Source organism: Kitasatospora sp. NPDC086009 (genome assembly GCF_044540385.1).
Taxonomy (GTDB): domain Bacteria; phylum Actinomycetota; class Actinomycetes; order Streptomycetales; family Streptomycetaceae; genus Kitasatospora.
Genome location: NZ_JBITSA010000038.1, coordinates 1 through 23,633 on the forward strand (window position 1 = coordinate 1; position 23,633 = coordinate 23,633).

Sequence of the window (23,633 nt, forward strand, 5' to 3'; positions counted from 1 at the left end):
TGCGACACATCCAACTTCGACCCGCCCTTATCGATGGATGCCTGGCCGGCACCGGCCTGCCGCTCACCCCACCGACTCCATCCTGAAAACCTCAGAAGCCATTGTCGTATCGATCTTGGTGGACGTGGGTTCGACTGGACAGCACGGTCGGGTGATCTTGCCGATTGCCGAGCATGAAGGCAGGGCCTCTGGTGCAGCTCGGGGCTGTCGAGACCTTGAGCACGCCAGGAGGCCCTGTTGTCGCTGTTGTACGCCCTTGCGTCGACTGACTCCAACTCAGCTGCCCGGGAGTGTGATTGTCTCGCGCACCGGTTCGGGAACGCCGGCGACCAACCGCACAGGCGACCGAGGTATCCGTCCGACATGAACGACGCGGAGTGGGCGGTCGTGCGCGACGCGATGCCCGTCCCGGGCTGGCTGGAGGGCCGCGGAGGCAGGCAGGAGGGCTATTGCCACCGACAGATGGTCGACGCGGTGCGCTACCTGGTCGCGGGCGGCATCACCTGGCGGGCGATGCCCGGGGACTTCCCCGCGTGGGACCGCGTCTACGCGTTCTTCCGGCGCTGGCGCGACAAGGGCCTGGTCGCCGAGTTCCACGACCGGCTGCGCGACCGGGTCCGTGAGGCGGCGGGCCGCGACCGGGAGCCGACCGCGGGGATCATCGACGCGCAATCGGTGAAGGCGGCCGCGTCGGTGCCGGCCGAGAGCCGGGGCTTCGACGGCGGGAAGAGCGTCAACGGCCGCAAGCGGCACATCATCGTCGACACCCTCGGGCTGCTGCTGACGGTGATGGTCACCGCGGCCTCGATCACCGACCGCGAGGCCGGACGGACGCTGCTGGCCCGGCTGCGCGAACGGCACTGGCACATCACGCTGGTGTGGGCCGACGGCGGCTACACCGGGCGCCTGGTCGACCTTGCCCGCGACGTCCTGCGGATCGCGCTGACGGTGGTCAAACGCAACGACGACGCGGCCGGGTTCACCGTGTTGCCCAAGAGGTGGCTGGTGGAGCGCACGTTCGCGTGGTTGATGCGCTCACGCCGCTTGGCCCGCGACTACGAGACGCGCACCGATACCTCGGAGGCGGTGATCCGCTGGTCGATGAGCATGGTCATGAGCCGCCGCCTCGCCCGGCGGGCACGCTGAACAGCCCCGGGCGGTCCTCGACCAGCCAGCCCCGCGCGGCCAGACGCTTCGCCTTCGACCGCAACCCCTCAACCTTCGCGGGAACCGGCTCCAGCCCGAGCGCCCCGGCCAGCTGCCGGCAGTCCATCGCCTCCCCGCCCGCCCTGTTCCCGCCGGCCAGGACATCCGTGATCCGCTGGTAGTCCGGTGCCAGCACCGTCGGGGCGAGCCCTTCTCGCCAGTGCGGCACGACCGAACCCGGCACCGCCGCCTCGACCCGAACCGGCCGTTCGCCCGCCACCACGACCGGCGACGCCTCCTCGCCCGCGCGTGGTCCCGCCAAGACCTCGCTCACCGTCTCACGGGCGATCACCAACCGCTCCCACGCAGCCTCCGCCTCCCGCAGCTCGACCTGAAGGACCTCCACCCGCTGCCGAGCGACGCGTTCGCGCTCCTCCAGCAACCCCATCACCGACGGCATCCCGGCACCTCCACCGAAGAGACGACACGACACCCCGTCTCTGCCGCCGAAGCACCGACCCTATGCCTGACCAGCGGAAACGCACCAATCACTCTCGGAAAGACAACGGCTTCTCAGTAGGTAACGGGATCGCTATGGGGTGGTGAGACACCGGGGGGTCGGGGTGGCCATGCCCGTGGCCTGGCCCGGGCACTGTCGGGCCTGTCGTGACGGCGTCGTCGTGGCCTGCCGGCGCCCGGGCGCCGTTCGCTGGACGGCCGGGGCGACGGCGCGGATCCCCGCGCCAGGCGCGCGCCGACTGGACCCCTGGGACGCACGCCGCCGTGCTGCGGCGAGACGCCGCGCCCTCCCGCGCCAGTCTGGACCGGTGTGCCGTGCTACTTGTCGAGGACGCCGACGGCGTGGGCGATGACGAGTAGGGAGGTGATGAGGGCGGCGATGCTCTCGATGGCCATCAGGGCCTTGGCCCGGGTGGAGAGCGGCATGGTGTCGGTGGGGCTGAAGGCGGTGGAGTTGGTGACCGAGACGTACAGGTAGTCCATCAGGGTGGGGACCCAGTCGCTGGTGCGGGAGGAGCCGTCGGCGACCTCCTCGACGGCGTCGTCGTTCTCGTCCTGGGAGAAGCGGAAGTCCGCGAGCGGCAGTTCGGAGCGCTCGGCCTGGGTGCGCGCGACCGGGCCGCCGCGGTCGAGTTCCCAGAACGCCAGGCCGAAGACGATGATGCCGGTGGCCCAGACCTGGAGCGCGGCGAGCAGTAGGGGGCCGCCTTCCTGGGCCTTGTCGGTGACCATGGCGTGCACCAGCAGGCCGAGCGAGACGAGGTTGCTGATGCCGATGAGGGCGACCAGGGTCAGCGACGCGATCCGGGAGAAGTGATTCTGCCGGGTCATGCGGCGCGGGTTGACTGCGATCAGCGGGATCAACAGCAGGACTCCCAGGCCCGGCAGGACGAAGCGAGGGAGGAACAGCAGTTGCTCCGGCAGGACGAGGTAGAGGAGCATGGCCACCAGGGTGGCGAGCACCGCGGGCAGCCGGGCCTCGCCGCGGCGGTCGTGGCGTGGCAAGCGCTGCAACGCCCTCGCCCGGTGGTCGGGCGTCTTCCTGTCCGAGTCCATGAACCGCCTCCCGTGTGCGGCGCGGCTGTCACCAGCGCATTCCCCGCCGCGAGAGGTCCACTCCCGGCGCCGGCCGGCCACCGGTGCGGCGTGGTCGCCGCGTGCCGGGGGCGGCCTCCCGTCGACTTCGGACGAGAGGCCCCGCGCCGTTGCGCAGCGCCCTCGTGGGACGGGTCGGGCACCGGACCCGTGCCCTGCCGGCGCTGTTCGCGACAACCGGTCCTGGTCCGACTTCTGTGGTGCGCCCGCTCCTCGGGGCTGCTCAGGGGGCGTGGTCCCCGGGCAAGGTCAGGACCGGCCGCCGAGCACGGCAGCACGTGAGGCGGCCCGCACAGTCGTCCTGTGCGGGCCGCCTCGCGGGGTGTGGCAATGGTCAGTAGTTCGACCGGTTGCCGTTGTAGTAGTTGCCGACCTGCTGGTGGTAGTCGGCGTCGCCGGGGTGCTTGTCCTTGTCGAACTCGGGGGAGTTCTTGATCTCTTCCTTGGTGCGGCTGACGTGGATGGTCTCGTTGGCAGTGTCGATCGAGGTGACGGTGCCGGCGGGGAGCAGCACGTGCTTGCCGAAGATCCACGGGCCGGTGTCCACCACGATGTAGCGGGCGTCCACGTCCTCGGAGTGCTTGTCGACCTTGCCGATGTGGCCGTCGGTGGCCTCGACCTTGTAGCCGGTCAGGTCCGTGCCGGTCTGGTAGCCGGAGTTCTCCTGGTATTCCCACATGATGTTCTCCACGGAATCACCTTTCGTAGCAGCGGACTTGGTCTTCGTCTGACCCGGTTCGGCGGGTTCATGCACGGGGAGTGGGGCCTTTTTGCACCTGTTTGGGCATTCAGCCACCGCTGCACGGTGGCGCGCGGGTGCTCCGGGTCGCGTTTCTGTCGGGTCGGCTCCGGGGGCACCGTGCCGGGGCGTCAGCTCTCCTTGCTCTGCAGGGTCTCCTTGAGCTTGGCGATGGCGAAGCCCCAGCCCTGTTGCGCGGTGGGCTTGCCGGGAACGGCCAGCTCCTGCGGGTTGGTGAGGACGTCGAGCAGGACCGGGCCCGGGGTGCTGAGGGCGCGCCGGACGCTGTCGTGGAGGGTAGCGGGGTCGGTGACGCGGATGCCGGTCAGGCCCAGGGCGTTGGCCACGGCGGCGAAGTCGGGGTTGTCGAGCTCGGTGCCGAACTCGACCAGGCCCGCCTGTTCCTGTTCGAGCTTGACCATGCCGAGGCGCCGGTTGTCGAAGACGACCAGCTTGACCGGCAGCCGGTGCGTCTTGATCGTCATCAGATCGCCGAGCAGCATGCTCAGGCCGCCGTCGCCGCAGAACGCGATGACCTGCCGCTCGGGCGCCCAGAGCTGGGCACCGAGGGCCTGCGGCATGGCGTTGGCCATCGAGCCGAGATTGTAGGAGCCCAGCAGGCGCCGCTCGCCGTGCATGGTGACGAAGCGGGAGAGCCAGACCGTCGCCATGCCGGTGTCGGAGGTGAAGACGGCGTCCTGGTCCGCCAGTTCGTTCACCGCGGCGGCCAGGGCCTCGGGGCGGATGTCGTGGCCCGGGTTGTCGAGGGCCCGGCGCAGCCGGCCGGTGAGGCGCTTGTCGTGGGACGGGTCGGCCAGCTTGGCCTGGCCGGCCTGCCAGTGGGTGAACTCCTTGCGCGCGGACTCCAGGTGCTCGCGGTCCCGTTCCGCTCCCTCGTTCAGGTGGGGCAGGAGCGCGCGCAGGGTCGCCCCGACGTCGCCGGCCAGACCGGCGTCGAGTGGGATGCGGCGCCCGAGATTGCGCTCCTGGACGTCGATCTGGACGACCTTGCAGTCGGTCGGGTACCAGTCCCGGTAGGGGAAGTCGGTGCCGAGCATCACCAGCAGGTCGCAGCCGTCCAGCGCCCGGGCGGCGGCGGGGTTGCCGATCAGGCCGGTCTGGCCGACCTGGTAGTCGTTGTTCGCTTCGAAGCCCTCCTTGGCCTTCAGGGTGAGGACCATGGGAGCGGCGATCCGCTCGGCGAGGGTCAGCACCTCCTCACGGGCCTGTCGGGCACCCCTGCCGACCAGCAGGGTGACCTTGTCGGCGGCGTTGATCAGCTCGGCGGCCTCCAGGATGCCCGGCTCGTCCGGGCGGGTGACCGGGCGGGTGCGCGGGAAGCGGGCCGGACGGTCGTCGCTGATCTCCTGGTCGCCGAGGTCGTCGGGCACGGTCAGCACGGCCACGCCGCTGTCGCTGATCGCGGCGCGCACTGCGGACTCCAGCAGCCGGGGCATCTGGTCGGGCGAGGTGACCGTGGCCCGGAAGACCGCGACGTCGCGGAAGAGCAGGTCGTTGTCGACCTCCTGGAAGTAGTCGTTGCCGACCTCGGTGAGGGGCACCTGACCGGCGATGGCCAGCACCGGGGTGCGGCTCTTCGCCGCGTCGTACAGGCCGTTCAGCAGGTGCACGGCGCCGGGCCCGACAGTGCCCATGCAGACGCCCAGCGAGCCGGACAGCTGCGACTGGGCACCGGCGGCGAACGCGGCGGCCTCCTCGTGGCGGCAGCCGACCCACTCCACGCCCTCGGTGCTGCGGATGGCGTCGGTCAGCGGGTTCAGCGCGTCGCCGACGACGCCGAACACGTGTCGGACACCGAGGTCCTGCAGGGCGTCGATGATCACACGGGCGACGGTGCGTGCCATGGGGGTGGTCCTCCGGAGGGTGGGAGCGGGCTGATGGGCGCAGGGTGGGAGCGGGCGGTCAGACGGTGAAGCAGTCGGGATCGGCGGCGTGCCAGTCCGCGGCCCAGGCCGCGGGCGGGTCCTGGAGCAGTTCGCCGGGGGCCAGCCAGGAGTGGATGTCGGCGTAGGAGCTCATGGTGTGGGTGTCCACCCGCAGCTGCAGCATGTGCGGGCCCAGCTCGGCCGGATCCGTCACGCCCATCGAGGCCATGATCTGAAGGGCGCTCTTGACGGTCGCCTCCTGGAACCGCATCACGCGCTGCGACTTGTCGCCGACATCCAGTGCCCGGGCACGCCGCGGGTCCTGGGTGGCCACGCCCACCGGGCAGGTGTTGGTGTGGCAGCGCTGGGCCTGGATGCAGCCGACGGCGAACATCATCGCCCGGGCGGCGTTGGTGAAGTCGGCGCCGAGCGCGAGCCGCCTCACCAGATCGCTGCCGGTGGCGACCTTGCCGCTGGCGCCGATCCTGATCCGCTCGCGCAGGCCGGTGCCCACCAGGGCGTTCTGGACGATCATCAGGCCGTCGGTGAGCGGGAGGCCGATGTTGTCGGCGAACTCCAGTGGTGCGGCGCCGGTGCCGCCCTCCGCGCCGTCCACGATGATGAAGTCCGGGGTGGTGCCTTCCTCCAGCATCGCCTTGCAGACGGCGAGGAACTGGCGGCGCGAGCCGACGCAGAGCTTGAAGCCGGTGGGCTTGCCACCGGACAGCTCGCGCATCCGCGCGACGAAGCGCACCAGCTCGCGTGGAGTGCTGAAGACCCGGTGGTAGGGCGGCGAGTTGACGGTCCGGCCCTGTGGAACGCCGCGGACCTCGGCGATCTCCGCATTGACCTTGGCGCCGGGCAGCACACCGCCGATACCGGGCTTGGCCCCCTGGCTGAGCTTCAGCGACACGCACTTGACGTGCGGGTGCGCCGCCTTCTCGGCGAACTGGTCCGGGTCGAAGTCCCCGTCCTCGGTGCGGCAGCCGAAGTAGCCCGTGCCGATCTCCCACACCAGGTCGCCGCCGGGGCGGAGGTGGTACTCGGAGAGGCCGCCCTCACCGGTGTCGTGCGCGAATCCGCCGAGGGCGGCACCGGTGTTGAGAGCGAGCACGGCGTTGGCCGACAGCGAGCCGAAGGACATCGCGGAGACGTTGAGCAGCGCCATGTCGTAGGGCTGGGTGCAGTCCGGGCCGCCGATCCGCACCCGCGGCGCGTCCTTGGGGACGGGACACGGGGCCATCGACGGGACCAGGAACTCCCGGCCCGCCGCGTAGAGGTCGAGCTCGGTGCCGAACGGCTCCTCGGCGTCGGTGCCCTTGGCCCGCTCGTACACGATGGAGCGGGTGTCCCGGTCGAAGGGCCGCCCGTCGAAGTTGCGCTCCACGAAGTACTGCTGGAGTTCGGGACGGATGCTTTCCATGAGGAACCGCAGGTGGCCCAGGACCGGGTAGTTGCGCAGCACCGAATGGCGGCGTTGGACCAGGTCCCAGACGCCCAGCAGCGCGACGGCCAGCAAGGGGCCGGCCGCCGCCCACCACCACGGCGACCAGAGGCCGGCGGCGAGGACGGCGAGGATGGCGACGCACATCATCAGGACCACGGACAGAATTCTCAGCACGACCGCCGTCTGCCCGGGATCACGGAAATCAAGCCCCGCCCTTGCCGGGGCAAGGCGCCGATGCCGCAGGTCACGGCAGGCCCCACGGTAGGCCCGACCAGCCCCGCAGACGCAGAACCGCCGGTCCGGGGCGTCTCCGGCTCGGGCACGGCCGTCCCGCCACCGGACGACGCGCTACCGGCTGGCCGTGTGACGGTAGTGGTCGAGGACGGCCTGGCGCAGCAGGCCGGCGAAGCCGGCGCCCTCGATGCGGAGGCCGAGCTGGGGCTCGGTGAGGCCGAGGGCGGCGGCGCTCGGGAGGTACCACTTGGGGGCGGCCAGCCGGTCCGGCAGGTGGCCGCGTCGGACCTCATTGCGGACGGCAGCGACCCATCCGAAGACGCTCGCGCCCGCGGACGGAACACGCTGCCCGGCCGCGCCGACGACGCGGCGTTGCGCCACCCCCACGGCCGCCGGGCCGGCCCGACCAGCAGTCCGGACCCGGCCGCCGAGGCGGTGGGCGCGAGCGCCGCGAAGGATCTCGCGCCGACCATCGACCCGAGCCCGGTCACCACGGCGTCGACCAGGACCGGATGCCGACCCGGGACCCTCGGACGAACCGGTGGCGCCGCGCCGGGCCGGCCTTGGCGGATTGCTCACTGTCAGCCGAGCGTGGTGCCGCGCTCGTGGGCCAGCGCCTCAAGGTTGTATGGCGCCACGTGTTCGGCGTTGCTCAGGTCGATCGTCCGGGTGCCCTCGGCGGCCAGCCGCGCGTTGATCTCGTCCAGGTGCTGCTGGACGAGCTGCTTCTCGGCGTCGGTGGTGCGGCCCTTGTGCGGCCTGCCGGCGTGCTCCAGGCTGGCGTAGTGACCCGCTCCCTGGCGCCCGCCGGCATCGCGGCCTGGCTCGGGACGGTCCGGGTTACCCGCTTGGCGCCGCGCAGCACATCGGCCATCGGAGCGGCCGAGGCAAGCCGGTTGAACGCTTCGGCCTCCAGGACCACCGTCTCCGGCTCGTCGGCGTCCGGGAAGTGCAGCTCGATCGTCACCAGGTCGAGCGCCAGCTCTTCCACCGTGGCCAGCTCTTCCGCCAGCGCCTCGATTTCGACCGGCCCGCCCTCCAGGTCGGGGTGCTGGCGCACCACGACGCGCACCAGGTCGCCGTCGTTCTCGACGTGCTTGCCGGTCAGGTCCGAGAACCGAATGAGGGTGGAGGCAGTGGACGAACCGAGCGAGACGTGCACCAGCGTCCGCGGAAGAGTCTCCCCAAGGGCGGTGGCGCATGAAATCGGCGTGTGGAGGCAGGTGGGTGGGATGGAATGTGTGATGTACGAGGAACGCTCGGGCCGGTCGGAGGGCGTGGAGTGCGGCCTGGAGGACCAAGCCTGCCAGCTCATGCTGAAGCGGCTACGCGGCCTGGGTGAAGGCGAGTTCGCCTGGGTACGTCTGGTGGATCCGACCGAGGCCGAGCTGATGCAGCTGGCTGAGGAGCTGGGCCTGCACCCCTTGGCGGTCGAGGATGCGGTCCAGGCGCGGCAGCGCCCCAAGACGGAGCGTTTCGGCGGCGTGCTGGCCGTCGCGCTCAAGACGCTCTGGTACGTCGATGCGGATGCGGCGGTGGAGACCGGGGAGCTGATGGTCTTTGTCGGCCCCCGGTACGTACTCACCGTGCGGCACGGTGCGGCCGACCCGACCGTTGGAGCCGCCCGCAGGCTGGAAGCCGACCCGGGCATGCTGCGCATAGGGCCGTTGTCCGTGCTGCACGCCGTCCTCGACGTGGTCGTGGACGCCTACAGCGACGCCGCGGACAAGGTGCGGGCCGCGCTCACCAAGCTGGAGGACTGCGTGTTCTCCACCTCCCGCGTCGACCACACCGAGCAGATCTACTCCCTCAAGCGGGAGGTGCGGGAGTTCCGTGACGCGGTGCAGCCCCTCGTCCCCGTCCTGGAGGGGCTTTTGAGCGGGCCGGGCCAGGAGGAGAAGGGCTTTCCGCCCAAGGTGCTCCCGTACTTCCGTGACGTGGCGGACCACCTCAATCGCACCGACACCGAGGTCCAGTCGTTGGACGAGCTGCTGAACTCGGTCCTGAACGCGCAGCAGGCGCGGGTGGGTACCTGGCAGAACGACGACATGCGCCGGATCTCGGCCTGGGCGGCGATCTTCGCGATCCCTACCATGGTCGCCGGTGTCTACGGGATGAACTTCGAGCACATGCCCGAACTTCGCTGGAGTTACGGCTATCCACTCGCCCTCGCCCTCATGGCGCTGGCCTCCGGTCTCCTCTACCGCGCCTTCCGCCGCAACGGATGGCTCTGACCCGTGCGGGTCTCCCTCGGCCACGACACGGCATCAGGGCCACTGACCGCGTCGTCAAGGCCGACGCCAACGAGCTCGGCACGAGCGCGACCCCGACCGGGGACGCCTGCTCCACCAGCAGCGGCCGGAGCACCGAGCCGGCGCCTGCCGCTGCGGCATGCGCCTGCTGACCCCCGGCGACACCGATGGCGTCACCCCTCCTGGCGGGCGAGCACTGGCCAAGACCCGTGGACGGGATGACGTGCGAGCGCGAGTCGTTGCGACGGGGCGGCCCGCGAAGTCTCACATCCGGGATCTCAGCACGTCGACCTCACAGCCCGGGGCGAACGGGTCGAAACCGTGCTCGACGAGCCAGCGAACCGCCAGCAGGCTTCGCAACGACGACCAGGCCCGGATCACCTCCAGGTCGACGTCGGTGCCGTAGCCGGCGATGACGTCGTCGAGGCGCTCCTCGTGTCCGAGCGTGAAGGTGGCGAGGTCGTACAGGGCATCACCCCGGCCTGCCTCGGACCAGTCGATGATGCCCGTGACCCGGTCGCCGTCGACGAAGACGTGGGCGATCTGCAGGTCGCCGTGCGTGAACGCCGGAGCCCACGGCCGGAGTGCGGCCTCTGCGACGTGGCGGTTACGGATGACCAGGTCGGCGGGCAGGAGGCCGTTGGTCACCAGCAACTCGCACTCGCGGTCGAGTTCCGCCGTCAGTGCGACGATGCTCCGCCCGGCCCGGCCCGGCCGTGGTGGCAGCGGCGCGTCGTGCAGCTGCCGGATCGCGGCGCCCGCTGCGGCCCACGCCGCCGGCGACCCGGTCGACGGTCCGCCGAGGCGCCCGAGAGTCGTCCCCGGGAGCGCGGTGATCGCGAGCACGGGCGGCTTGCACCACAGGACCTCCGGAGTCGGAACCGGCGCCAGGGCCATCGCCTCGACCTCGGCGTCGATGCGCGCCTGGTCGGCGTCCACCTTCAGGAACACATCGCCGACACGCAGAGTCACTCGCTCGGAATGCGCGACCACGACCTCGACCTCATCCATGGCGGCCAGTATCCCGGGACGGCCGGCGACGTTCACCGGGTTTTCGCGTCCCAGCCACAGCCCGGCTGGTGGCTTCTACCGTCGGTCAAGCGTCCTGCCCCTCGCGCTCGGCCAGGCCGCCGTTCTCGAACCGGATGGTCCACAAGTCCTGAGCACTGCTCCGGCGGGGGAGGAGGCGACAGGTCGGTCCCCGCGCCGGCAGCCCGGGCCCGATCAGGTCGCGGACAACTGAACGACCCGTCACGCCAGCCCGCGCGCAAGCCGGTGGGCCTCAGCGTTCGCAGGCGGGGCCGACCACCCCGGCGGTCATCGCGCGAAAGGTGGTCACCGCGCCCGGCACCGCCCGCTGAGTCCCCGGAACGCCCGCACCCGGCCGGGGCCGGTGGGGTATTCCCCGGCGGCCCGGCGGGAGACGCCCCCTGCCGAAGGCCGGGTGGTGACCGGATGTCAGCGCTGCGGGCCGGTTCCTAGTGTTCTCGGGAGAAGAGAACTGTGCGGTGCGTAGCCGCGCGGCTCCGGCGGCGGTACGCCGCCGGTCGCCGCGCACGCGCGCCACGGTACTGGGAGGAACGCACCATGGGACCGTCCGTCAGGGCCGTGGCACGAGGCGCCGCGGTGGCCGCCACCTCGATCGGCCTGATCGCCCCCACCGTCGCCCGGGCCGGGGCCGAACCCGTCGGGCGACCGGCCGCCGTCCGGGCCACGGACCTGGACCAGATGACGATCCTCGACCTGCAGCAGGCGATGGAGCGCCACCGGCTGACCGCCGAACAGCTGACCGGGCTCTACCTCGACCGGATCCGCCACCTGAACCCGCGCCTCGGGGCGGTCCGGCAGCCGACCACGGCCGGGTCGACGGCGCTGTCCGCGGCGAAGCCCGCCAAGGACGCGGAGCTGGTCCGGCGGCTGCGCGAGGCCGGGGCCGTCGTCCTGGGCAAGGCGAACATGACGGAGTGGGCCAACTTCCGCTCCCCGATGGCCGTCGGGCTGGAGCGCGGTGGGCGGCCAGACCCATAATCCGTACGTGCTCGGCCGCAGTGCGAGCGGCTCGTCCAGCGGGTCGGCGGCGGCCGCCGCAGCGAGTCTGGCGGCGGTGACGATCGGCACCGACACGGGCGGCTCGATCGTGGACCCGGCGGGCGGCCACCACGTCGACGGTGGGCGTGCGTCCCACGCTGGGGCTGGTGAGCCGCAGCGGCATCGTGCCGATCACCAGCCGGCAGGACACCGCCGGGCCCATCGCCCGCAACGTCACCGACGCCGCGCTGACCCTGTGGGCGATCCAGGGGGCGGATCCCGCGGACCCGGACACCGCACCCGCCGAGGGCACGCTCCCGGCCGACTACCGCACGGTGCTGGACCGGGAGGCGCTGCGGGGCAAGCGGATCGGCGTCTGGCGCGCGGGGCACGCCGGCGATCGTCAAGCCCACCACGCTCCCGGCCACGCCGGTCGACTTCCAGCCCGACGCCCCGAGCCCGTTTTCGAGCAGGGGGCGCGGGTCCGCACGGCCCCCGGTACCTGCCCACGCTGCCGCGGGAGTAGCCGCCCGCCGGTACGTGCCCAGGGTCCTCGGCATGAGCCCGGCTTTCCCCCCGACCGCGACGGCTCCGACGACCCCTTCGCAGTGATCGGCGGTCCCTTCCTGACCGTCGCGTACAAGCGACGAGGCCTGCTTGCCGCAGCTGGCGCGCACGAGTACGACGAGGTCACAACGGTCGGGGGGTTCCACGGCACCGATCGCTCACCGGCCGCGACCTGGCCGAACCCCGCATGCCGGCGCCCCGCGTGGACCAGCGCGAGACCGCCCGACAGGCGGTCGCCCGCCTGGGGTCGCCGGCGGACGGCCAGCTACCGCCCCAGCAGGCCGCACAGGTGACGACCGGTCGCCGCTCAAGTCGCCAAGTGAACCGCTCGGTCACATCCCGTGTCGCCGGAGAATGACCGTCCCGGCCGCCCGCAAGCAGCCGAGACTCGCCGCTGACGCGCCGCTAGATGACTTCACCGACGGAATTCGGGAAACCAGCAGACGTGCCCGGCGGGCGCACCGGCCGGGACGTACGGGGACGGTCATGTCCAGCAGGCACCAGCTACATCTTGACGTCCAGGTGCAGGTTGAACGTCACACCGCCGATGGTGACGAAAAGGTTGCCCTGCCACTTCCGGGTCGCCAGCGTGGCCCCCACGTTGGCCTTGCCCGCCGCGGCCTTGTCCTGCGGCGGCAGGGCGTGGAAGCCCCCGATGAACGGGGCCCCGGCCCCCAGGGTGGCCAGGTGGTTCCACCGGCCTTGCTGGACGGCGTACTGGCTGGCCGTGAGCCCCGTCGGATAGCCGAGGTCGACACCGCCCCCGCCCACATACTGCGCCGTGCAGGCCGCGAGCAACTTCCCCTCGGTGTCGAGGCTGACGGTGTTGTCGGCCTGGATCGCGGCTCGAAGCGCGCCCAGGTGTGGCGTGAGCGCTGTCTGGCGCTGCGTGCGCGCCGCGGCGTCCTGCACGTCCCGCTTGTCCGAGTCGATGGTGCTCTTGGCGCTTTCGATCCCCTCGGCGGGATTCATCGCGATCCGGATGCTGGTCGCCCACTTCTCGGCGGCGATCCACTGCTTGCTGAAGTCGATCTCCAGACAGTACGCGGTGAGCAGCTCGTTCGCTTCCTGCTCGCTCTTGGCGGTCTTGGGCATGAAGGGCCCCCCTTCGTCGACGCCGACGCCCCCGCGTCGGCGAATGATTCCCCCGTGCGTGGGACCTTAGTGGTCGGCTCTGGAAGTCCTTCGGGGGTTGACGTGGAAGCGGTGCTGCGTGAGGGCTGCCCTCGGACCGAAGGAGGGGCGCTGAGGGACATGTAGACAGATAGTCGCCGCACAGATAATCTTCTCGAAGAGAATCGTCCTGACCGGGAGGCCACTGATGTGGACATACGAGCACAGCATTGAGACCGACGCCGCGACCGAGGCGATCTGGCGCTTGTGGGCCGACGTCGAGAACTGGGGGACCTGGAACGCCGACATCGCGAGCATCCGGATCAGCGGCCCGTTCGCGGCGGGCACTGAGATCGTGATGACGCCGGCCGGCCAGGACCCGGTGCACCTGATCGTCGCCGAGGCGACAGTCAACGAACTGTTTGTGGACGAGGCCCGGTTCGACGGACTGCTCCTGCGCACCATTCACCGGCTCGACCAGGGCGAGCGAGGCCGCACTCGAGTGACGTACCGGATGGAGATCACCGGCACCGGCGCCGACCAGCTCGGCCCGCAGATCGGTCCGGCCGTCACCGCGGACTGGCCCGAGACGATGGCCGCCTTGGTCAAGCTGGCACAGGACTGATGGCCCTCAGCCCCGGCGACAGCCCCGGATTCCTGCTCTGGCATGCCACGCTGCGCTGGCAGCGCGATATCGCCGCCGCCCTCGGCCCCCTGGACCTCACCCACGTCCAGTTCGTTCTGCTTGCCTGCGCCTGGTGGCTGAACACGCACGGCGAACACCCCAACCAGCTGGCCCTGGCCCGCCAGGCCGGCACCGACGTCAAGATGACCTCCCAGGTCCTGCGCGTCTTGGAGGCCAAGGGTCTGATCGAGCGCGAGGTCGACCCCGCCGACACCCGCGCCAAACGGCTGCGTGTCACCAGCGCCGGGGCCGAGCTGGCTCCGCGCGCGATCGCCGCCGTCGAGAACGTCGACGCACGTTTCTTCCAGCCGGTGGCGCGCAACGACGCCGTAACCCTGCTCAGTCGCCTGGCCAACCCCGAATCCTGAGGCCCCCAACGCGGACACCGTCGGCCCCCGAACCCGCCAGCCGACGGCGTCCGCGTGACACCGCCCGGTCCGCCCCAACGCCGAGGAACGGCGACTCCTTCGTGACCGTCCGCTCCGCCGTACCGGTTTCGCTGCGTGCCTGCGAGCGCCATCGGCTGAAGAAGATGGCCTACGGCCACAAGACCCCCCCCTATCAACCCCGCTGCCGGGCCGAGGTGGTGCTCGCGGCGGCCCGCGGGCACTCCAACGCCCGGATCGCCCGGGACACCGGCCTGCACCTGGACACGGTGCGTACCTGGCGGGGCCGCTTCGCCAGCGGTGGACTGCCCGCCCTGGCCGACCGCAAGCGGTCCGGTCGACCGCCGTTGTTCACCCCCGTGCAGACCGCCGAGGTCAAGGCACTGGCCTGCCAGTTACCCGCCGAGAGTGGAGTGCCACTGGCACGCTGGTCGTGCCCGGAACTGGCCCGGGCGGCCGTGGAACGGGGCATCACCGGGACCATCTCCGCCTCCACCGTGCGCCGCTGGCTGGCCGAGGACGCGCTCAAACCGTGGCAGCACCGCTCCTGGATCTTCATCACCGATCCCGACTTCCGCGCCAAGGCCCAGCGCGTGCTGGACCTGTACGCGCGCACCTGGCAAGGCTTCCCACTCGGCGCGGACGAGTACGTGATCAGCGCGGACGAGAAGACCTCCGTTCAGGCCCGCTGCCGCTGCCACCCCACCCTCGCGCCGGGGCAGGCGAGGGCGATGCGGGTGAACCACGCCTACGGCCGCGGCGGCGCCCTGGCCTACCTGGCCGCCTACGACGTCCACCAGGCCCGGGTGATCGGCCGCACCGAACCACGCACCGGCATCGACCCGTTCATGAACCTGGTCACCGAGGTCATGAGCCAGGAACCCTACGCCAGCGCCAAACGCGTGTTCTGGATCGTCGACAACGGCTCCTCCCACCGCGGCAAGAAGGCCGCCGACGGGCTGACGGCGGCGTTCCCGAACGCGGTCATGGTCCACACTCCGGTCCACGCCTCCTGGTTGAACCAGGTGGAGATCTACTTCTCTGTCGTCCAGCGCAAGGTCGTCTCACCCAACGACTTCACCGACCTTGCCCAGGTCGGGGATCGGCTCCGAGCCTTCGAAGACCGCTACAACGCCACGGCACAGCCGTTCCAGTGGAGATTCACCACCTCCGATCTGGACGATCTGCTGGCCAGGCTCGACCGGCACACCACCGATCACCCGGCAGTATCCTCGTTCCTCCTCATTGCTTGATCAACCTCCGAAGGACTTCCGGAGCTGACCACTTAGCAATCCGGGGACGACACCGTTACCGCAACGCCGTGTTGACTGTTCGTCAGTGCAGGAGGCCAGCCCAGTCGATCAGGCCGGAACCGGACCCGGTTGGCCATCGGGGTCCCGGGTGCCAACACCTGGTCGCCCGCGATGGTGTCCACCGGTGCCCGGTCCTTGATCGTATAGACCTGAGGAGCGGCAAAGATGTCCCAACGCCGTTGCGTGGCAACGGCTTTCGAACGACACCGTGTGCCGATACGCTGGTCGAGCGCCCACCCGCCGGGCTTGAGTCGCGCATGAGCACAGAGGTGAGGCGCCGGGAGCGATCTGGGAAGGCTGGTGCCCATGGTCCTGGGCAGGCGGAAGCGGCGGGAAGCGGATGGCGCACGCGCGAAGTTCATCGCCAACCGGGAGAGGGTCCGCGCCTGGACCGGGCGTTGGGACTGCCCCGAGGTGGCCTGGCCGGCCTTCGAAGAGGTCCCGGGCCCGTGGATGGTTCTGCCGCGCGAACGCGACCGATGGCTGGATCTCCACGCGCCCTTCATGGAGCGATACGACTGGCTGCTCAAGGCCACGCCCCGGGCGAACGGTGTCGACGGGCTGTGGGCGCTCTGGGCGTTCCGCGCGGAACACGAGTTCGAGCGTCTGACGATCCACTTCGAGAGCGTCTACGACCCCGAGTACCTGGCCGAGAGGCTGGCTCTGGGCATCGAGGCGGCGGCATTCGAAGGGTGGCAAGACGGCGACGCGCAGGGCATCTACGACTGGTTGCTCGATGGGGTTGGCGGCATCGCCGGCACCGGCCGCATGGTGCACGGAAAGCACCGCGTGGGCTTCCTGCTGCTGGAGATGATCTGCGCGGTGGCCAGCACCACCGACGTCACCACCGAGCTCCGCGTCTCGCTCACGACCACGTCCCTGGAGGGCAAGCCGTTGAAGCCGGACGGCCGAGACTAGGGAACGTATCGGGGTCGTGATCGGCGACTGGTCTTGACGAGGTCCTTGGTCCAGGTCATCGAGGCGCGTCAGCGCGGCGGGCCGAGGCGCTCGGTGGAGGCGGCGGCGCCGGGGCGGGTCGGGAGGTCCTCGATCCGGACCGGGCCGGGGACGACCTGGGCGCTGCCCGGGCCAGCCACGGATTCGCCGTCGAGGTAGCGGCGGAGCCATTCGGCGAAGCTCATCGGGTAGCGGTGGAACTCCTCGTCGGCGCCCGCGTAGACCACCACCGACCAATCGCCGTCGCCCGGGCCCCGGTGAAGGAAGACGTGCTCGCCGTGCGGCGTGCCGGAGACCGGGATCAGGCCGTAGGGGCCGCCGAAGGCGGGCTGTTCGGCGAAGCCGGGGAAGTTCTCCTCGGTGAACTCGCAGTCCCGGTAGGCCTCGACGGTCTCGCAGATGTACGGGCCGAGTCCGTTGGCCTCGGTGGAGGGGTTCGACAGATGGACGGAGCCGTTCAGCCGCACCGGCGCGTAGCGCTCGGTGCGGGCCTTGAGGTCGGCCGGCAGGGTCACGCCCAGCTCGGCCTCCATGCGCTGCCAGTCCTCGGCTGCCGCTCCCGGCCCTGAGGCCGGGCCGAGGAGCGCGAACAGCCGGGTGAGGTGCGCGTCCATCTGTCGACTCCCTGTCGCCCTACGTCTTGGGGCAGTTGCTCGTACCCGTGGTGCTGCCCCCGGTCGGGGTCTGGGTGATCACGCAGTGCTTGAAGACCTTGTCCTCCAGGATGAAGTAATTGTACTCAAGTGACTCCACCACACCGGTGTTGGCGTTGCGGTAGGTGGGTTCCACCGACACGGAGACGTGCTTGCCCTTCTTGATGGCCTGGACGATGTCCCGTTCGACGCCGGTGCTCAGGTCACGCGGCCGCCCGGGCCAGCACTGTTCCCGGGCACCTCGGCGTCTGCGGTCCTGCGTCGCTTCGGTGTCCTGTGAGCGACTTCATCGACGTTCCGGACGAGAACGCGACCGGCTCGCTGTCCCCGGCTGTCGAGGAGTTCGTCGAGGACCCGGGCACGCCGGTCGGTGTCTTCTCCGCGGTGGTGGCGTTCCTTCAGTCGCCAACGCTGGCACCGGTTGCGCCAGCATGATGGGCATCAGCTTCCCCGGGCCGATGCCTCCGGACCGGCGTGGGGGCAGGCCAGGCCAACCGTGCTGGCCTCGCTCGGCCTGCCGGCCGCTGCGGCCGAGCACCTGGCGGCGCGGGCCGCGGATCGAGGTCCGCGAGCCCGACGAGGGGTTCGACCCCACGACGCTGCTCGTCATGGGTCAGGGGCCCGGCAAGGAGGCGGACGCTTGGCGGTGTGCCGTGCCTCTGCTGACGTGAGGGCGTATCGGATGGTGACCGCCTGGCCGTCTGTCACACGGGTCGACAGTCTCAGCGGCCCAGGTCCTGGAGGACCTCACGCGCCGCCCTCGTCCCGGAGGCCATCGCCCCCTGCAGCGAGCCGGTCGCCCGGTGGTCCCCGCACACGTAGCGCCCCGCGCCGAACCGGCTCGGGCGGATCAGTGGCCACGGCGCCGGCATCGCCGGCAGCGCCTCCCTCACGGTGTACGAGGCGAGGTGCTCCCAGCCGGAGGTGTCCGCCCCGTACAGCCCGGCCAGCGTGGACCGCACCTCGGCCTCCCGGTGGTCCGCCGCCCCCAGCACCGAGCTGGAGACCAGTGCCCGGCCGTCCATCGCGTACCCCGGCGCGACCTCGCTGAGCACCACCGTGTTCAGTACCCGCCGCGCGGAGTCCACCAGCAGGGTCGGCTCGGCCAGCGGGGGCACCGGCGCCGCGTGGTACAGCGTGGTCACCGTACGGGTGGCCGGCACCGCCAGCCCCGGCAGCAGCGCCGCGGCCGCGCCCGGGCCGGTGGCCACCACCACGGCCCGGGCCGGGAGTTCGGTCCCGTCGGCGAGCGCCGCCCCGGCCGCCGTCAGCTCCCGCACCGGCGTGCCGAGCCGCAGCACCCCGGCCGGCAGGCCCGCCGCGAGCTGCGCGGGCACCGCACCGATGCCGGCGTCCGGCAGGCAGAGGGTGCCGCGCAGCATGCTGCGCCAGACCAGGTGGAAGTAGCGCGCGGAGGTCTCCAGCTCCTCCTCCAGGAAGACGCCGGACAGGAACGGCCGGAGGAAGTCCTCCACCAACGCGGGCGAGATCCCCGACGCGGCGAGCGCCGACCGGGTGGAGGTGTCCCGGCCCCGGCGGAGCAGGGCGGGCGGCAGCAGGGCGTCCCGGGCGCCGAGCAGGCCGAGCGCGGCGATGTCCCGGGCGGACCCGAGCCGGCCGGGCAGCAGGTCCGCGGCGTCCCGAGGGCGCCGGGTGGGATCGGTGAACCTGAGCCGGCCGCGCGGGGTCTGCACCAGCACACCCGGGGTGAACGGGCGCAGCCGCAGGTCCGCCAGTCGCAGCCGCCGCTTCACCTGCGGGTAGGAGGTGTTGAACACCTGGAAGCCGTGGTCCAGCAGGAAGCCGGCGCGCCGGTCGGTGCGCACCCGCCCCCCGACCGCCTCGGCCTGCTCCACCAGGAGCACGTCGAGGCCGGCCCCGCACAGGTCGAGGGCGCAGGCGAGGCCGGACACCCCCGCGCCGATCACCAGGACGTCGTGTTCTCGGGTGGGCTCTGCCGGCATCTCGCGCCGCCTCTCGGGTGACCTGCTGTCAGGGGTCCGGCACCGACCCTAGATCCTGACGGCCCGCCGGGCCGGGATCAGCGCGCTGGGCCGGGTCGCTCCAGTTCGCCGACCGCCTGGCTGAGCCAGCACGGCCCAGCGACCCCGAGCGGCGGGTCACGGCCGCTCCGGAAGTACGCGTTCTTCGGTCGAGACTCGAACCCGCATCCGCCGCGGGGCCGCCCAGGTTCCCGGAGCTGCTCGTCGAGCCGTCCCGACCGGGACGGACCGCGTACCGGCGCGGCGCCGCCAGCCCGAATGGTTCGACCACCGCGCTGCGGGCCGACGTTCTCGGCGCGCTCGGCGTCCCCACGGTCGCCACCGCTGACCAGCTCCAGCGGTTGCCGCACCCGGGTGCGGCTTCGACAAGGCGGTGCGGCAGGCGTTCGGCGACCTCGCGCCGCGCGGGCTGATCGGCTCAAGTGGTCCACGAGCGTCCGGGCTTCTGCCAAGTGCTGGGGCGGGTCGTGAGGGTGGGTCGTTCGGCTATCGGAGTGGTTGTCATCGTGGTGCTGTCCTGGTGGATGTGAGGGGTGTTCGCGCGCTTGCGTGCCAGGTCCCCGGCGCTGAGCGCACGTGACGGTCGGTGTCGTCGAGGTCTTGGAAGGAACGGACGATCACGACGGTCTCCTCGGTCGGGTGCGGGTGCGGGTGCGGGTGTGCGCCGCGGCCGTGAGGCGACGTGTGTCGTGGGCGGGACGGCGCTGGGGCGTCGCCGTCAGCCTTGCCGCAAACCTCCAGCCGCGTCCGCTTCACCACTGCCGATCGGGTGACGGTGAAGGTCCACCACGGCTCGCTCGGTGGGGTGTGGTGGCGCCACGGCCGCGAGGGCCTGCGCCCCCTGACCGACGCGCTCGACAGCCCGGGGGACCGCGCTGTGTACGTGCGGCGGCGGGCGGAGCGTCGGACAGAGGGGGAACGCGAGCACCAAGGGGCGATGGATCTGCTGGCGTGCGTGGACTGCGGTGCCGTCCCGTAGCAGGAGCGTGTGGGCCCACGAGGGCGGCACCTACTCGGGTGCGATCAACCGGCTCACGTTGGGGGTCTCCACGACGGCCCACGTCGTGCGCACGGCGGAGGCCCACGGCATCGACTCCGGCGTGATGCGCGCCGCCGAGGGGTGCGTCCGTCGGACCGTCGCGGTGGGTCACGGCGCGGACGGGGTGAGTCGCCTGGCCGAGGCGCTCGGCCGGCGCTGATCGCCCGGCGGGGCGGACGGCGGCGCGCATCACGTGGTCCGGCCCGCCGTCCGCTTCCGGGCCGGCGCCGGACTCGTCGTCACCGCCGCTCGGCGGCAGGATCCCGGCCGGCGAGGCCGCCGCGAACCCCCGGCGCACCGTCCCCGGGCGTGCCGGGTGCCGGGGTGTCGGAGCGGGTGAGCGCCCAGAGCGCGAACGCGAGGCAGCTGAACGTGGCGCCCAGCGTGCAGACGGCACCCCAGCCGGCGACCGCGTAGAGGGAGGTCGCGGCGATCGCCCCGGTGGCGCTGCCGATCGAGTAGAAGACCATGTACCCGCCGATCAACCGGCTGCCCGCGTCCGGGCGCAGCGCGTGGATCAGGGTCTGGTTGGTGACGTGGACCGCCTGCACCGCGAGGTCGAGGAGGACGACACCGACCACCAGGGCCCAGAGTGAGCTTCGGGTGAAGGCCAACGGCAGCCAGGAGGTGGCGAGTAGCGCCAGGGCGATGCCGGTGGTCCGTCGGGCGAGTCCGCGGTCGTTCAGCCGGCCCGCCGCGGTCGCCGCGAGCGCGCCCACGGCTCCGACCAGTCCGAGCGCCCCGATCGAGGTGTGGGAGAGGGAGAACGGCGGGTCGCTGAGCGGCAGTGCGACGCTGCTCCACAGGGTGCTGAAGGCGGCGAAGATCAGCAGGCCGAGCAGGGCCCGGACCCGCAGGACGCGTTCCCGCGCGAACAGGGTGACTGTGGAACGCAGCAGCTGTCCGTACCGCAGGGAGGTTGGCGGGAGGGTGCTGCGGCGCGGCAGCACCAGGTGCAGGACCAGCGCGAGCAGGGCGGTCAGCCCCGCCGAGGCGAGGTAGACGGAGCGCCAGCCGGCGAGGTCGGCGACGAGGCCGGCGGCGGTGCGGGAGAGCAGGATCCCGATGACCACGCCGCTGGTCACGAGACCGACGATCCCTCCCCGGCGGTCGGGTGGGGCCAGGGACGCCGCGAAGGCCACGAGGGTCTGGGTGACGACGGCGAGAAGCCCCATCGCGGCCGTCGCCGCGAGCAGGAGCGTCGCGGTGGGGGCGAGTGCGACCGCTGCCAGCGCCACCACGAGGAGGAGCAGTTGGGCGACGATGAGCCGTCTGCGGTCGACGACGTCACCCAGCGGTACGAGGAGGAGAAGGCCCGCCCCGTAGCCGACCTGGGTGAGCGTGACGACGCCGCCGACCAGTGCCGGACTCATGGCGAGGTCGTGGCCGATGGTCGCGAGGAGCGGTTGGGCGAAGTAGACGTTGGCCACCGCCGTCCCGCAGGCCACGGCGAACAGGACGATCACCCCACGGGCCAGGGCGGGCGCGGGCCCCCCGTCGTCGCGGGCCGCGGCCTGCCGCGTCCCGGCCTCACAGTCGACGAGCATTCGACACCCTCTTCCCATCTGGTTTCAACTTGCTACCGATCGGGACCGTAGTCGACGTTGGTATCATGTTGCAACCGACATGATGGGAGGACGGCATGGTGGCAAGGACGCGCTTCGACGACAGCGACTGCCCCGTCGCGCGATCGGTGGACGCGATCGGCGACTGGTGGTCCCTCCTGATCGTGCGGGACGCCTTCGACGGGAGCCGTCGCTTCGGGGAGTTCCAGCGCAGCCTCGGCGTGGCGAAGAACATCCTGACCGCCCGCCTGCGGGCCCTCGTCGCTGGCGGCATCCTCGACACCGTGCCCGCCTCGGACGGCAGCGCCTACCGCGAGTACGTCCTGACCCCGAAGGGCAACGCCCTCTTCCCCGTCATCGTGGCGCTGCGGCAATGGGGCGAACAGAACTTCTTCGCCCCGGAGGAGCCGCACTCGCGGCTGGTCGACCGCCGGCACGGACAGGGCCTGCGCGCGCTCGAAGTCCGATCGGCGGACGGCCGCCGCCTGAACCCCGACGACACCACCGTCCACAAAGTGTCCTGACCGAACGGTGCGCCCAGGGCGGCAGGCCATCGACCCGGGGCGGGCTTGTCAGCGCGGTGCGGCAGGACCGCTCGCATGACCGACGGAACCGGATGGCCCGCGGAGCCTACGAGCAGCCTCCTTCGGACCGACCCGCCCCGAGTCCTCGATGGTGGCGGCGGTCTGGCCCCATAGGTTTCGGCGGCGGGCCAGACGGCAGCGTGAGCTGCCGCTCCCGCACGTACAGCCGCGTGCCGTGGGGGCGAGGGCGGTGTCGGCCCCGCGAGTTCCCCTGCGTCCAGCCGGCCCAGGGCGGACGCAATTTCGCGCTTCGCGGCGCGGGCCCGCGCCGTGGCACCAGGCGGTGCCGCGTTTTGGGGCTTCGGCTGGTTGAGCCAGGCTTGTGGCCTGACCGGCGACAGCGGGCCAAGTCCAGGCTGCCCCGGGGGTGGGTTGGGCAGGGCCGTCCCGGTTCGCCGCGGCGCCGCGTTCGGCGGGCGAGTTCGACGGTGATGGGCTCGTCGGGGCAGGTAGTGGCGAGGTGGGTCAGGGGGTCTTCTCGCGGGGGTCGGTGGTGAGGGACCAGCGGGGTTGCGCTCGGTGAGGCCGGCATGACCGACCGCTCCAGCCGCCCGCACTGCAGCCCGCACTGCAGCCCCCGCCGGACCCCGACCCGCACCGAACGGCGGATCGTCAAGGTCCGCGTCCTGCGCCGCTGGGGACCGGCCCGCATCGCCTACCTGCTGCGGCTCAACCCGGCCACCGTGCACCGGGTCCTGACCCGCTACCGGCTCGCCCGACTCGCGCACCTCGACCGCGCCACCGCCCGCCCGGTGCGGCGCTACGAACGCGCCGCACCGGGCGAGCTGGTCCACGTCGACATCAAGAAGCTCGGCAACATCCCCGACGGCGGCGGCCACAGGTCCCTGGGCCGCCAGGCCGGCCGCAGGACCCGCTCCGGGGCCGGATACAGCTACCTGCACAACGCCGTCGACGACCACTCCCGCCTCGCCTACAGCGAGATCCTCCACGACGAACGCAAGGAGACCGCCGCCGCATTCTGGGCCCGGGCGAACGAATTCTTCGCCCGCGCCGGGATCACCGTCCAGCGGGTGCTGACCGACAACGGCGCCTGCTACAAGTCACACGCCTGGCGTGATGCCCTCGCCGCCGAGGGCATCACGCACACACGCACCCGGCCCTACCGGCCGCAGACCAACGGCAAGGTCGAACGCTTCAACCGCACCCTGCTCGACGAATGGGCCTACGCCCGGCCCTACCGCACCGAACAGGAACGCGGCGACGCCTACCCCGACTGGCTCCACACCTACAATCACCACCGCGGACACACCGCACTCGCAGGCAAGCCACCCGCCAGCCGCATCCCCAACCTCACGGGACAGAACAGCTACTGACTTCGGCTTGTCAGGGTGACGTTGGGGTGTCGAGGGTCAGGCCGGTGCCGGCTATGAAGCCGTCGAGGGCTTCGGGGCGGTACTGCAG

24 protein-coding genes and 2 pseudogenes are annotated in these 23,633 nt (G+C 71.6%); 13 read left to right on the forward strand and 13 right to left on the reverse strand.

Annotated features, from left to right (window positions below; translation table 11 throughout):
• The first annotated feature begins 363 nt into the window (after positions 1–363).
• Entirely contained in the window at positions 364–1,146 is a 783-nt protein-coding gene (locus ACIF6L_RS38205) for an IS5 family transposase (RefSeq protein WP_396491892.1), read from the forward strand.
• Here the strand turns inward: ACIF6L_RS38205 and ACIF6L_RS38210 are convergent.
• From ACIF6L_RS38210 to ACIF6L_RS38240, 7 genes are all read right to left on the reverse strand, one after another.
• On the reverse strand, positions 1,112–1,606 hold the full coding sequence (locus ACIF6L_RS38210) for a hypothetical protein (protein ID WP_396491891.1): 495 nt from the start codon (positions 1,604–1,606) through the stop codon (positions 1,112–1,114). The two genes, ACIF6L_RS38205 and ACIF6L_RS38210, sit on opposite strands and share 35 nt — an antisense overlap.
• Before the next feature lie 377 nt (positions 1,607–1,983).
• Entirely contained in the window at positions 1,984–2,721 is a 738-nt protein-coding gene (locus ACIF6L_RS38215; protein ID WP_396491890.1) for a hypothetical protein, read from the reverse strand.
• A gap of 373 nt (positions 2,722–3,094) precedes the next feature.
• Positions 3,095–3,439 carry a PRC-barrel domain-containing protein gene (locus tag ACIF6L_RS38220; protein ID WP_396491893.1) on the reverse strand — a complete coding sequence of 115 codons (345 nt, stop codon included), beginning with the start codon at positions 3,437–3,439 and terminating at the stop codon, positions 3,095–3,097.
• A 191-nt stretch (positions 3,440–3,630) separates the two neighbouring features.
• Positions 3,631–5,364, reverse strand: coding sequence for a thiamine pyrophosphate-dependent enzyme (locus ACIF6L_RS38225; protein WP_396491889.1), 1,734 nt, complete (start codon positions 5,362–5,364; stop codon positions 3,631–3,633).
• A 58-nt stretch (positions 5,365–5,422) separates the two neighbouring features.
• On the reverse strand, positions 5,423–7,006 hold the full coding sequence (locus ACIF6L_RS38230; RefSeq protein ID WP_396491888.1) for an FMN-binding glutamate synthase family protein: 1,584 nt from the start codon (positions 7,004–7,006) through the stop codon (positions 5,423–5,425).
• Positions 7,007–7,180: 174 nt separating this feature from the next.
• A complete protein-coding gene (locus ACIF6L_RS38235) occupies positions 7,181–7,447 on the reverse strand; it encodes a hypothetical protein (protein WP_396491887.1) in 267 nt (88 codons plus the stop codon).
• A gap of 271 nt (positions 7,448–7,718) precedes the next feature.
• Positions 7,719–8,228: a hypothetical protein gene (locus ACIF6L_RS38240; protein ID WP_396491886.1), complete on the reverse strand. Its 510-nt coding sequence runs from the start codon at positions 8,226–8,228 to the stop codon at positions 7,719–7,721.
• Positions 8,229–8,310: 82 nt separating this feature from the next.
• On the opposite strand from ACIF6L_RS38240, the gene ACIF6L_RS38245 reads away from it, so the two are divergent.
• The gene (locus ACIF6L_RS38245) at positions 8,311–9,300 is read left to right on the forward strand and encodes a magnesium and cobalt transport protein CorA (RefSeq protein WP_396491885.1); all 990 of its coding nucleotides are present in this window, start codon (positions 8,311–8,313) and stop codon (positions 9,298–9,300) included.
• A 282-nt stretch (positions 9,301–9,582) separates the two neighbouring features.
• Here the strand turns inward: ACIF6L_RS38245 and ACIF6L_RS38250 are convergent, their stop codons facing one another.
• Positions 9,583–10,329 carry a phosphotransferase family protein gene (locus ACIF6L_RS38250; RefSeq protein ID WP_396491884.1) on the reverse strand — a complete coding sequence of 249 codons (747 nt, stop codon included), beginning with the start codon at positions 10,327–10,329 and terminating at the stop codon, positions 9,583–9,585.
• 576 nt (positions 10,330–10,905) lie between these two features.
• On the opposite strand from ACIF6L_RS38250, the gene ACIF6L_RS38255 reads away from it, so the two are divergent.
• The 3 genes and pseudogenes from ACIF6L_RS38255 (at position 10,906) to ACIF6L_RS38265 (ending at position 12,206) form a co-directional block, all read left to right on the forward strand.
• On the forward strand, positions 10,906–11,346 hold the full coding sequence (locus ACIF6L_RS38255; protein WP_396491883.1) for an amidase family protein: 441 nt from the start codon (positions 10,906–10,908) through the stop codon (positions 11,344–11,346).
• 7 nt (positions 11,347–11,353) lie between these two features.
• Positions 11,354–11,404: pseudogene (locus tag ACIF6L_RS38260) on the forward strand (hypothetical protein); the annotation flags it as partial.
• Between the two features lie 109 nt (positions 11,405–11,513).
• Complete coding sequence (locus ACIF6L_RS38265; protein ID WP_396492666.1) at positions 11,514–12,206, forward strand: amidase family protein; 693 nt, start codon at positions 11,514–11,516, stop codon at positions 12,204–12,206.
• Positions 12,207–12,417: 211 nt separating this feature from the next.
• On the opposite strand, the gene ACIF6L_RS38270 is transcribed toward ACIF6L_RS38265, so the two are convergent.
• The gene (locus ACIF6L_RS38270) at positions 12,418–13,008 is read right to left on the reverse strand and encodes a hypothetical protein (RefSeq protein WP_359808698.1); all 591 of its coding nucleotides are present in this window, start codon (positions 13,006–13,008) and stop codon (positions 12,418–12,420) included.
• Between the two features lie 226 nt (positions 13,009–13,234).
• On the opposite strand from ACIF6L_RS38270, the gene ACIF6L_RS38275 reads away from it, so the two are divergent.
• From ACIF6L_RS38275 to ACIF6L_RS38290, 4 genes are all read left to right on the forward strand, one after another.
• Complete coding sequence (locus ACIF6L_RS38275) at positions 13,235–13,651, forward strand: polyketide cyclase (RefSeq protein ID WP_396491881.1); 417 nt, start codon at positions 13,235–13,237, stop codon at positions 13,649–13,651.
• Positions 13,651–14,079 (forward strand): MarR family winged helix-turn-helix transcriptional regulator, encoded by a 429-nt coding sequence (locus tag ACIF6L_RS38280; RefSeq protein ID WP_396491880.1) that lies wholly within the window; start codon positions 13,651–13,653, stop codon positions 14,077–14,079. Before ACIF6L_RS38275 ends, ACIF6L_RS38280 begins: the two co-directional genes overlap by 1 nt.
• A 101-nt stretch (positions 14,080–14,180) precedes the next feature.
• Positions 14,181–15,350 carry an IS630 family transposase gene (locus ACIF6L_RS38285; RefSeq protein ID WP_396491879.1) on the forward strand — a complete coding sequence of 390 codons (1,170 nt, stop codon included), beginning with the start codon at positions 14,181–14,183 and terminating at the stop codon, positions 15,348–15,350.
• A 366-nt stretch (positions 15,351–15,716) separates the two neighbouring features.
• A complete protein-coding gene (locus ACIF6L_RS38290) occupies positions 15,717–16,328 on the forward strand; it encodes a hypothetical protein (RefSeq protein WP_396491878.1) in 612 nt (203 codons plus the stop codon).
• Between the two features lie 68 nt (positions 16,329–16,396).
• Here ACIF6L_RS38290 and ACIF6L_RS38295 read toward each other — a convergent pair whose 3' ends face one another.
• Together ACIF6L_RS38295 and ACIF6L_RS38300 are read right to left on the reverse strand one after the other, a co-directional pair.
• Complete coding sequence (locus tag ACIF6L_RS38295; RefSeq protein ID WP_396491877.1) at positions 16,397–16,981, reverse strand: SMI1/KNR4 family protein; 585 nt, start codon at positions 16,979–16,981, stop codon at positions 16,397–16,399.
• A 19-nt stretch (positions 16,982–17,000) separates the two neighbouring features.
• Positions 17,001–17,162 carry a hypothetical protein gene (locus ACIF6L_RS38300; protein ID WP_359808705.1) on the reverse strand — a complete coding sequence of 54 codons (162 nt, stop codon included), beginning with the start codon at positions 17,160–17,162 and terminating at the stop codon, positions 17,001–17,003.
• 134 nt (positions 17,163–17,296) lie between these two features.
• On the opposite strand from ACIF6L_RS38300, the gene ACIF6L_RS38305 reads away from it, so the two are divergent.
• Complete coding sequence (locus ACIF6L_RS38305; RefSeq protein ID WP_396491876.1) at positions 17,297–17,455, forward strand: hypothetical protein; 159 nt, start codon at positions 17,297–17,299, stop codon at positions 17,453–17,455.
• Positions 17,456–17,742: 287 nt separating this feature from the next.
• Here the strand turns inward: ACIF6L_RS38305 and ACIF6L_RS38310 are convergent, their stop codons facing one another.
• Positions 17,743–18,984, reverse strand: coding sequence for an NAD(P)/FAD-dependent oxidoreductase (locus tag ACIF6L_RS38310; protein WP_396491875.1), 1,242 nt, complete (start codon positions 18,982–18,984; stop codon positions 17,743–17,745).
• Positions 18,985–20,009: 1,025 nt separating this feature from the next.
• On the opposite strand from ACIF6L_RS38310, the gene ACIF6L_RS38315 reads away from it, so the two are divergent.
• Entirely contained in the window at positions 20,010–20,222 is a 213-nt protein-coding gene (locus tag ACIF6L_RS38315) for a hypothetical protein (RefSeq protein ID WP_396491874.1), read from the forward strand.
• Between the two features lie 79 nt (positions 20,223–20,301).
• Here ACIF6L_RS38315 and ACIF6L_RS38320 read toward each other — a convergent pair whose 3' ends face one another.
• Positions 20,302–21,609 (reverse strand): MFS transporter, encoded by a 1,308-nt coding sequence (locus tag ACIF6L_RS38320; protein ID WP_396491873.1) that lies wholly within the window; start codon positions 21,607–21,609, stop codon positions 20,302–20,304.
• Positions 21,610–21,704: 95 nt separating this feature from the next.
• Here ACIF6L_RS38320 and ACIF6L_RS38325 point away from each other — a divergent pair, with 95 nt between their 5' ends.
• Both ACIF6L_RS38325 and ACIF6L_RS38330 read left to right on the forward strand, forming a co-directional pair.
• Positions 21,705–22,151 carry a helix-turn-helix domain-containing protein gene (locus ACIF6L_RS38325; protein WP_359808653.1) on the forward strand — a complete coding sequence of 149 codons (447 nt, stop codon included), beginning with the start codon at positions 21,705–21,707 and terminating at the stop codon, positions 22,149–22,151.
• A 575-nt stretch (positions 22,152–22,726) separates the two neighbouring features.
• A pseudogene (locus ACIF6L_RS38330) lies at positions 22,727–23,545 on the forward strand (IS481 family transposase); the annotation flags it as partial.
• Between the last annotated feature and the right edge of the window lie 88 nt (positions 23,546–23,633).

What these genes read in the sequence shown, in the direction of transcription:
- ACIF6L_RS38205 (WP_396491892.1), top strand. Translation starts at nt 364, where the DNA reads ATGAACGACGCGGAGTGGGCGGTCGTGCGCGACGCGATGCCCGTCCCG.
- ACIF6L_RS38210 (WP_396491891.1), bottom strand. Translation starts at nt 1,606, where the DNA reads ATGCCGTCGGTGATGGGGTTGCTGGAGGAGCGCGAACGCGTCGCTCGG.
- ACIF6L_RS38215 (WP_396491890.1), bottom strand. Translation starts at nt 2,721, where the DNA reads ATGGACTCGGACAGGAAGACGCCCGACCACCGGGCGAGGGCGTTGCAG.
- ACIF6L_RS38220 (WP_396491893.1), bottom strand. Translation starts at nt 3,439, where the DNA reads ATGTGGGAATACCAGGAGAACTCCGGCTACCAGACCGGCACGGACCTG.
- ACIF6L_RS38225 (WP_396491889.1), bottom strand. Translation starts at nt 5,364, where the DNA reads ATGGCACGCACCGTCGCCCGTGTGATCATCGACGCCCTGCAGGACCTC.
- ACIF6L_RS38245 (WP_396491885.1), top strand. Translation starts at nt 8,311, where the DNA reads ATGTACGAGGAACGCTCGGGCCGGTCGGAGGGCGTGGAGTGCGGCCTG.
- ACIF6L_RS38250 (WP_396491884.1), bottom strand. Translation starts at nt 10,329, where the DNA reads ATGGATGAGGTCGAGGTCGTGGTCGCGCATTCCGAGCGAGTGACTCTG.
- ACIF6L_RS38255 (WP_396491883.1), top strand. Translation starts at nt 10,906, where the DNA reads ATGGGACCGTCCGTCAGGGCCGTGGCACGAGGCGCCGCGGTGGCCGCC.
- ACIF6L_RS38270 (WP_359808698.1), bottom strand. Translation starts at nt 13,008, where the DNA reads ATGCCCAAGACCGCCAAGAGCGAGCAGGAAGCGAACGAGCTGCTCACC.
- ACIF6L_RS38275 (WP_396491881.1), top strand. Translation starts at nt 13,235, where the DNA reads ATGTGGACATACGAGCACAGCATTGAGACCGACGCCGCGACCGAGGCG.
- ACIF6L_RS38280 (WP_396491880.1), top strand. Translation starts at nt 13,651, where the DNA reads ATGGCCCTCAGCCCCGGCGACAGCCCCGGATTCCTGCTCTGGCATGCC.
- ACIF6L_RS38290 (WP_396491878.1), top strand. Translation starts at nt 15,717, where the DNA reads ATGGTCCTGGGCAGGCGGAAGCGGCGGGAAGCGGATGGCGCACGCGCG.
- ACIF6L_RS38295 (WP_396491877.1), bottom strand. Translation starts at nt 16,981, where the DNA reads ATGGACGCGCACCTCACCCGGCTGTTCGCGCTCCTCGGCCCGGCCTCA.
- ACIF6L_RS38310 (WP_396491875.1), bottom strand. Translation starts at nt 18,984, where the DNA reads ATGCCGGCAGAGCCCACCCGAGAACACGACGTCCTGGTGATCGGCGCG.
- ACIF6L_RS38320 (WP_396491873.1), bottom strand. Translation starts at nt 21,609, where the DNA reads ATGCTCGTCGACTGTGAGGCCGGGACGCGGCAGGCCGCGGCCCGCGAC.
- ACIF6L_RS38325 (WP_359808653.1), top strand. Translation starts at nt 21,705, where the DNA reads ATGGTGGCAAGGACGCGCTTCGACGACAGCGACTGCCCCGTCGCGCGA.